Below are 7,124 nucleotides of genomic sequence, written 5' to 3'. Positions count from 1 at the left end.
GTACGTCCGCGGCCGCCGGATCCCGCCGCGCGCCGATGTCGTCCTGGTCGCCGTCGACGACTGGCTGCGCGAGTACCGGCCCGAGACGGTGCTGTACTTCTCCGGCTCCAAGGACTCGGCGTACCAGGTCAACATGTGGCTGGAGACCATGGAGCAGCTGGACTCCAGGCCGCTGATCATCCTGCGCGAGCGGGCCATCCTGGACCGCATGGCGCCCACCACCGTCCCGGTCATCTGCGTGCCCGGAGGGGTGCACCTGATGAACATGGACCTGTCCACGGTGCGGGTCGCGCTGTACGCGGCGAACGTCGGCAAGAACATCCACATGCTGCGTGTCCCGACCATGAAGCACGTCTTCATCGGCCACGGCGACAGCGACAAGCTGGCCAGCGTCAACCCGTTCAGCAAGGTGTACGACGAGGTGTGGACGGCCGGCCGCGCGGGCCGCGACCGGTACGCCATCGCCGACGTCGGCGTCCGCGACGACGACATCGTGGAGGTCGGCCGCCCGCAGCTGGCGCCGATCCAGGGCTGGAACGGTGTCCCTGAGGGCCGGATCCCGACGGTCCTCTACGCGCCCACCTGGGAGGGCTGGGACGGCAACCCGGGCAACACCTCGCTCGTGCTCGCCGGCGAGAACATCGTGAAGAGGCTGGTGAAGGCCGACCCGCCGGTCCGCGTCCTGTACAAGCCGCACCCTTTCACCGGCACCGTCAGCAAGGAGGCCGGCGCCGCCCACCGGCGCATCACGGCGCTGGTCGAGCAGGCCGCCGCCGAGCGCGCCGCCGACCCGCGCTTCACCGCCGACGCAGCCGCGCAGGCCGCCGCCAGGGCCGAGCTGGCCCGGATCGAGGCCCGGCTCGCCGAACTGTCCGGCGTCGGCGGCGAGAAGGGCGACGAGGCCGAGGCGACCCGCGACGGCCTGATCGACGTACGCAAGCACGAGGAGATCGCCCGGCTGCGCGCCGAGTGGAACGACGCCTACTGGCGCTCCTTCCCGGCGTACGAGCACCGGGTCATCGCGGGCGCCGAGCCGCGTCTGTACGACTGCTTCAACGTCTCCGACGCGATGGTCTCCGACATCTCCAGTGTGGTCTCCGACTTCATCGCGAGCGGCAAGCCGTACGCGGTCACGGACTCGGCCGAGCTGGGCGTGGAGGAGTTCAAGCGGCAGAACACCGCGGTGCGCGCCGCCACGATCCTGTCCAACAGCGCCGCCGAGCTGGGCGAGCTGCTGGCGGCGGTGCGCGACCCCGCGGCCGACCCGCTGGCCGAGGACCGCAAGGAGCTGAAGCGGTACCTGCTCGGACCGGACGAGCCGAAGTCCATCGACCAGTTCAACACCGCCGTGGCGAACCTCACACTGAAGGCCGAGACCCGCAATCTCGGCCAGGAGTCCCGGGCCGCGGCCGGTGCCGTGGAGGAGGTCGAGCCGGAGGACGCCGAACAACCGGCGCGCTGACCGGCCATCCGTAACCCCTGTCGGCCCCCGAGAAGCACCTGCTTCTCGGGGGCCGAACGTTTTGACCCCTCCGCTCGTACTGGGACTTGAGTCACCAGCGTGGCTGACCAGGGCAACCGCATGCCCCCGTACACCGTCTACTAAGGAGCGATAGAGGAGATACGGGGGGAATCTTCCGTTAACTGGGGGGAAATGTGACCGTGACGCAGCCTGATGTGAGCGTGATCATCGGGGCGTACGAAGCGATGCCGTATCTGGTCGAGTGCCTGGCGTCGGTCGAGGCACAGACCATCGACCCGGAGCGCATCGAGGTCATCGCGGTCGACGACGGGTCGACCGACGGTACGGGGGAGTACCTGGAGGAGTTCGCGGCCCGCGCGCCCATGCCGGTCACGGTGATCCGGCAGGAGAACTCCGGCGGGCCCAGCGGCCCGCGCAATGTCGGCCTGGGCAAGGCGGCCGGGCGGTACGTGTTCTTTCTCGACGCCGACGACCGGCTGGGTGCCGAGGCACTGGAGCGGATGGTCGCCATGGCCGACCGCAACGGCACCGATGTGGTCCTCGGCCGGGTCGTGGGCGTCAACCGCTCGGCGCCCAAGTCGATGTGGGGCAGGACGCTGGAGCGTACGGACGTCTTCTCGTCCAAGATCAAGTTCACGCTCAGCGCGCAGAAGCTGTTCCGCCGTGAGCTGCTGGAGCGGCACGGGATGCGGTTCGACGAGTCCCTGTGGACCGGCGAGGACGCGCTGTTCACGATGGAGGCGTATCTGCGGGCGAACGGCGTCTCCGTGGTCGCCGACTACACCTGCTACTACCTGGTGGGCCGCGAGGACGGCAAGCATGTGACGAAGAGCGGCAGTTACACCCTGCGCTTCGACTCCGCGCGCGCCCTGATGCAGCTGATCGCCGACCTGGTCCCGGCGGGTGAGCGGCGCGACGCGCTGATGGTCCGTCCCTTCCTGGTCACGCTGCTGCCGCAGTTCGGGCCGAAGTTCCTCACGGACAGCGAGGAGGTGCGGCGGCACAAGATGGAGCTGGCGAAGCCGCTGATGGAGACGTACTGGCGGGACGGGATCGGGCGCCGTATCAAGGTCCAGGAGCGGCTACGGCTGCATCTGGTCGCCGAGCAGCGGCCCGAACTCCTCGTGGACGTCCTGCAGTTCCTCAAGGCCAAGAAGCAGCCGGCGGCTCTCCTGGAGAAGAAGGGCCGCCGCCTGTACCTGGCCTACCCCCACTTCCGCGACCGCGCGGCCGGCGTCCCCGACCCCGTCTACCTCGCCGAGCCGCACGAGGCCCGCCCCTTCCCGGGGTACCGCGAGGGGGGCGCCGAGTCCCTGCTGCGCAGGGCGGCGCGCAAGGTGCGACGGATGCTGACGTCACGCTCGTCCACGCCCGGTGGACGGGCGGCTGCGGCATGAAAAGCGGGACGAGGCGGGGGGAAGTCCCTCCGCCTCGTCCCGCAGATCCCGGTGACGGTCTACTGCCGTCCGGACTGCAACGCCCGTCGCAGCGGGCGTCCCACCGCCTTGCGGGCCTTCCGGTAGACGGAGGTGGTGCTCGGCGCGGGCGGCTTGGCGGCCGGCTTCTCGGTTGCCCGGGACTGCGCCAGCTCCTTCTTCAGCTTGGCGTTGTCCGCGGCCAGTTCACTCATCCGGCTCTGCAGCCAGCCGAACCGGGAGGTGAGCGAGGCGATGTCCGTGTCCATCCAGGGGCGGATGCCCGCCGGGAAGGGCAGCGCACGCAGCCGCTCCTCGAAGGCCGCGCCCCCGTCGCCGTGCGTGAACGTGTTGTCCAGCCCGTTCCGGCTCAGGAACCCCGTGAACCGCTCGAACCGCTCCTGGTGACCGCTCATGAACGCACCGAAGTCGGCAGTTTCGTACAACTGCGCCGGATCCAGGTCCTCGGGCAGGTCGTCGATCGTGCGGTGCGGGATGTCGAAGTAGCGGCACAGCTCCAGCGTCCGCGAGTCACCGCACAGCACGGTCGCGGGGGTACCCGCGAGCAGCGCGGCGATGTTGCCGTGGATGCGTGAGCCGAAGGAGAAGTCGAAGTCGCGCAGGTCGTCGATCCAGGTGACGGGGTCGATGTAGACGCGGACCTTGTCCTCCTGGTACATCGGGTGGTCCGGGTGCGTCGGCATCTCGGTGACCAGACCGTTCGGTCCCGCCACCTCCCGCCAGTGCAGCTGCCGTGCGTCGGTGAGGTTCTGGCCGATGAAACGCAGGTGCGGATAGCGCTGGTGGGCGCGGGCGATGACCCGGTCCAGGCCCTGCGACTTCACCGCGTTGTGCGAGCCGTTGACCGCGACGCGGGAGGCTGCGGTCAGGGCGGGTGCGTCCTTGTGTACGGCGAGGTCCTTGCCGTACATGAACAGCGACGGGCAGCCGATGACCTCGACGTCCCGGAACCCCATGTCCTTGAGGTATTTCTCGGTGAACTCGCCCCGCACCCCGATGGACGCGCTGCGGTCCAGCACCGCCGACACGAACTCCCGCACGCTCGGCTCCATGGCCTTCAGCCGGGACGGGTTGTAGTCCAGCCCCGCCTGCGCGCCGACGCCCACGACGACCACGGGGATACGGAGCTGGGTGATGAGCCGGGTCAGCCGCTTCAGCTGGGGCTCGAAGGAGGGGCGGAAGGCGTTCGCCAGGGGGACGACGAAGACGTCGTACTGCTCGTTGATCCGTCCGGCCGCGGCGACGTTGGTCCGAATCCCGTTCGAGACCACCTCGGTGCGCGGCGTCTGGAGGATCTTGTGTGCGGCGTCGCTGAAGATCAGGTTGCCGGAGTTGGTGGCGATCACGTCCCGGTGGAGGGCTTCTTCGACGGGGACGACGTCGAAGGGGCTCTTCCCCGATCTGAGGAGTATGCGCTGCACGCGACGATCTTGAGATGACACAGCGTTCAGATTAAGTTTGCTCTGTCTTCTATTGCCATAGACAACCTGTACAACCTTTTTGCCGTATGCGAACCGTGAGCAAACGGCTACGCCCCGCTTGTCCAGAGGCTGGACCGATGCACGGCTCCCGTTCCCCTTCGCGTAGATTGCGGGCGGGGCAGCCGAACCTACGCGAGGGGACAGACAGCAAGGTGGCAGCGGCAAGGCAGGATGTGCACGAGGCCCGCAGGATCGTCGTCAAGGTGGGTTCCTCCTCGCTGACCACCGCGTCCGGCGGTCTGGACGCCGACCGGGTCGACGCACTCGTCGACGTCCTCGCCAAGGTGCGAAGCCAAGGGGAAAAGGAGATCGTTCTCGTCTCCTCCGGCGCCATCGCCGCCGGACTCGCCCCGCTGGGCCTGCGTCGCCGCCCCAGGGACCTCGCCCGCCAGCAGGCCGCCGCCAGCGTCGGCCAGGGGCTTCTGGTCGCCCGCTACACCGCCTCCTTCGCCCGCTACGGCACCCGCGTCGGCCAGGTCCTGCTCACCTCCGACGACATGAGCCGCCGCGCCCACCACCGCAACGCCTCCCGCACCCTCGACAAGCTCCTCGCCATGGGCGCCCTGCCGGTCGTCAACGAGAACGACACGGTCGCCACCGACGAGATCCGCTTCGGCGACAACGACCGGCTCGCCGCGCTCGTCGCCCACCTCGTACGGGCCGACCTGCTGGTGCTGCTCTCCGACGTGGACGGCGTCTACGACGGCGACCCCACCAGGCCCGGCACCTCGCGGATAGCGGAGGTGACGGGACCGGCCGACCTCGCGCAGGTCGAGATCGGCAGCGCCGGCAAGGCCGGCGTCGGCACCGGCGGCATGGTCACCAAGGTCGAGGCGGCCCGGATCGCCGCCGCCGCCGGCATCCCCGTGGTGCTCACCAGCGCGATCCATGCGGCCGACGCGCTGACCGGCCAGGACACCGGCACCTACTTCCATCCCACCGGCAAGCGCTCCGCGGACCGGCTGCTCTGGCTCCAGCACGCCTCCGCCCCGCAGGGCTCGCTCACCCTCGACGACGGCGCGGTGCGCGCGGTCGTGGAACGCCGCAAGTCGCTGCTGCCGGCCGGAATCGCCGCCGTCGAGGGTGAGTTCAGCGCGGGCGACCCCGTCGAACTGCGGGACGGCGCCGGGCGCGCGGTGGCCCGCGGGCTCGTCAACTTCGACGCCAAGGAGATCCCCCGGTTGATAGGCCGCTCGACCCGGGAACTGGCGCGGGACCTGGGACCGGCCTACGAGCGGGAGGTCGTCCACCGGGACGATCTGGTGCTCCTCCACCGGTGAGGAACGACGATCGGGTTGAAGCGCGCGGCGCAGGCCGAAAACGGGGGGAACGCCCCGTAAAAAGCGCCCGCCCTGAGGTGGACGTTGCGCAAAACGGCCCCGCGAGCCCTGGCGGCCTGCTCAACTTTGTCTCAGGCACATCCCGCACGAGCACGGCTCGACCCCGGCTCGACACCGCGCAAAGGAGGCCGTCGTGAGACGAGTACGCCCTGGGGCAGCGGCGTCCCGCGGCGGTTCCCCCTCCCGCGACACCGGCCGCCGCACCGCCGGCGAGGAGCGCGCCCTCACCAGCGTCGCAGCCGGGGAGCGGTACACGGGCGAGGAGCCCGAGGACATCCCCCGCCTGTGGCACATCACCCTCAGCGTCTCCGGCGAGGCCGCCCCCGTCGAAGAGCTGCGGCGCGCCCTGGAACAGCTCGCCCACGACCACCCCTTCCTGCTGACCAGCCGATACGCCGACGACCACGCGGAGATCCGGTACTGGGAGGAGGCCCGCGACCTGCACGACGCGGCCGCCGTCGCGCTGCGCCTGTGGGGCGAGCACCGGCAGACCGCGGGGCTCCCGCCCTGGGAGATCGTCGGCCTGGAGGTCATCGACCGCGCCACCTACCACCAGCGCATCTCCGAGGGATACGGCCCGCCACCGGCCAGCCCGGTCGGCGTCCACCCCTTCTAGTGCGCCGGAACCGGCGCCGCTCTCGCGGACCTGGTTGCTCGCCGTCGTGGTTCCTCAATTGATGGTTGCGGTGCGTGGGGGGCAAATGATGGTTGCGGTCCGTTGGGGGGCAAAAGCGAGCGAACGGTGCCTACCGGACCTGTCTCGGGGTTTGGGATGGCTGCCGGACGGACCCGTCCGGCGCACTACCCTTCCCTCATGACCACGCTCTCGCCGTACGACTCCATGACCCCGGTCACCCGGGCCGCCTACCGTGCCAAGGCCGCCGCCGCCGACCTCGCGCCGCTGCCCCGGGCCGTGAAGGACGACGCGCTGCTCGCCATCGCGGACGCGCTCGAGGTCCGTACGAGCGAAATCGTCGAGGCCAACGCCAAGGACGTCGCCAAGGCCCGCGAGGCCGGCACCAGCGAGGCCATCGTCGACCGGCTGACCCTGACCCCGGAGCGCGTACGGGCCATCGCCTCCGACGTGCGGGACGTCGTCGCGCTGCCCGACCCGGTCGGCGAGGTCGTCCGCGGCTCCACCCTTCCCAACGGCATCGACCTGCGCCAGGTCCGCGTCCCGCTCGGCGTCGTCGGGATCATCTACGAGGCCCGGCCGAACGTCACCGTGGACGCTGCCGACCTGTGCCTGAAGTCTGGCAACGCGGTACTGCTGCGCGGCTCGGCCTCCGCGTACGAGTCAACCACCGCCCTCGTCCGGGTGATCCGCGACGCCGTGGGCGGGTCCGGGCTGCCCGCCTACGCCGTGCAGCTGGTGCCCGGCGAG

6 protein-coding genes are annotated in these 7,124 nt (G+C 70.3%); 5 read left to right on the top strand and 1 reads right to left on the bottom strand.

Annotated elements, in window-relative coordinates; genetic code table 11:
- Positions 1 to 1,462 (top strand): hypothetical protein (locus ACTWQJ_RS43060; RefSeq protein ID WP_443311854.1); only part of this gene is annotated, 1,462 nt, incomplete at its 5' end.
- Positions 1,463 to 1,656: 194 nt separating this feature from the next.
- Positions 1,657 to 2,880 (top strand): glycosyltransferase family 2 protein, encoded by a 1,224-nt coding sequence (locus tag ACTWQJ_RS43055; protein WP_443311853.1) that lies wholly within the window; start codon positions 1,657 to 1,659, stop codon positions 2,878 to 2,880.
- Between the two features lie 59 nt (positions 2,881 to 2,939).
- Here the strand turns inward: ACTWQJ_RS43055 and ACTWQJ_RS43050 are convergent, their stop codons facing one another.
- Entirely contained in the window at positions 2,940 to 4,340 is a 1,401-nt protein-coding gene (locus ACTWQJ_RS43050; protein ID WP_443311852.1) for a polysaccharide pyruvyl transferase family protein, read from the bottom strand.
- A gap of 212 nt (positions 4,341 to 4,552) precedes the next feature.
- On the opposite strand from ACTWQJ_RS43050, the gene proB reads away from it, so the two are divergent.
- The 3 genes from proB to ACTWQJ_RS43035 all read left to right on the top strand — a co-directional run.
- Positions 4,553 to 5,680 (top strand): glutamate 5-kinase, encoded by a 1,128-nt coding sequence (proB, locus tag ACTWQJ_RS43045; protein ID WP_443311851.1) that lies wholly within the window; start codon positions 4,553 to 4,555, stop codon positions 5,678 to 5,680.
- Between the two features lie 193 nt (positions 5,681 to 5,873).
- On the top strand, positions 5,874 to 6,356 hold the full coding sequence (locus ACTWQJ_RS43040) for a hypothetical protein (protein WP_443311850.1): 483 nt from the start codon (positions 5,874 to 5,876) through the stop codon (positions 6,354 to 6,356).
- 198 nt (positions 6,357 to 6,554) lie between these two features.
- A partial coding sequence (locus tag ACTWQJ_RS43035; RefSeq protein ID WP_443311849.1) for an aldehyde dehydrogenase family protein occupies positions 6,555 to 7,124 on the top strand: 570 nt, incomplete at its 3' end.

This window comes from Streptomyces sp. KR55, from assembly GCF_052245645.1.
GTDB lineage: Bacteria > Actinomycetota > Actinomycetes > Streptomycetales > Streptomycetaceae > Streptomyces > Streptomyces flavusporus.
Note: the sequence above shows the minus strand (reverse complement) of the source record. Positions and strands in the feature narration are given on the sequence as shown.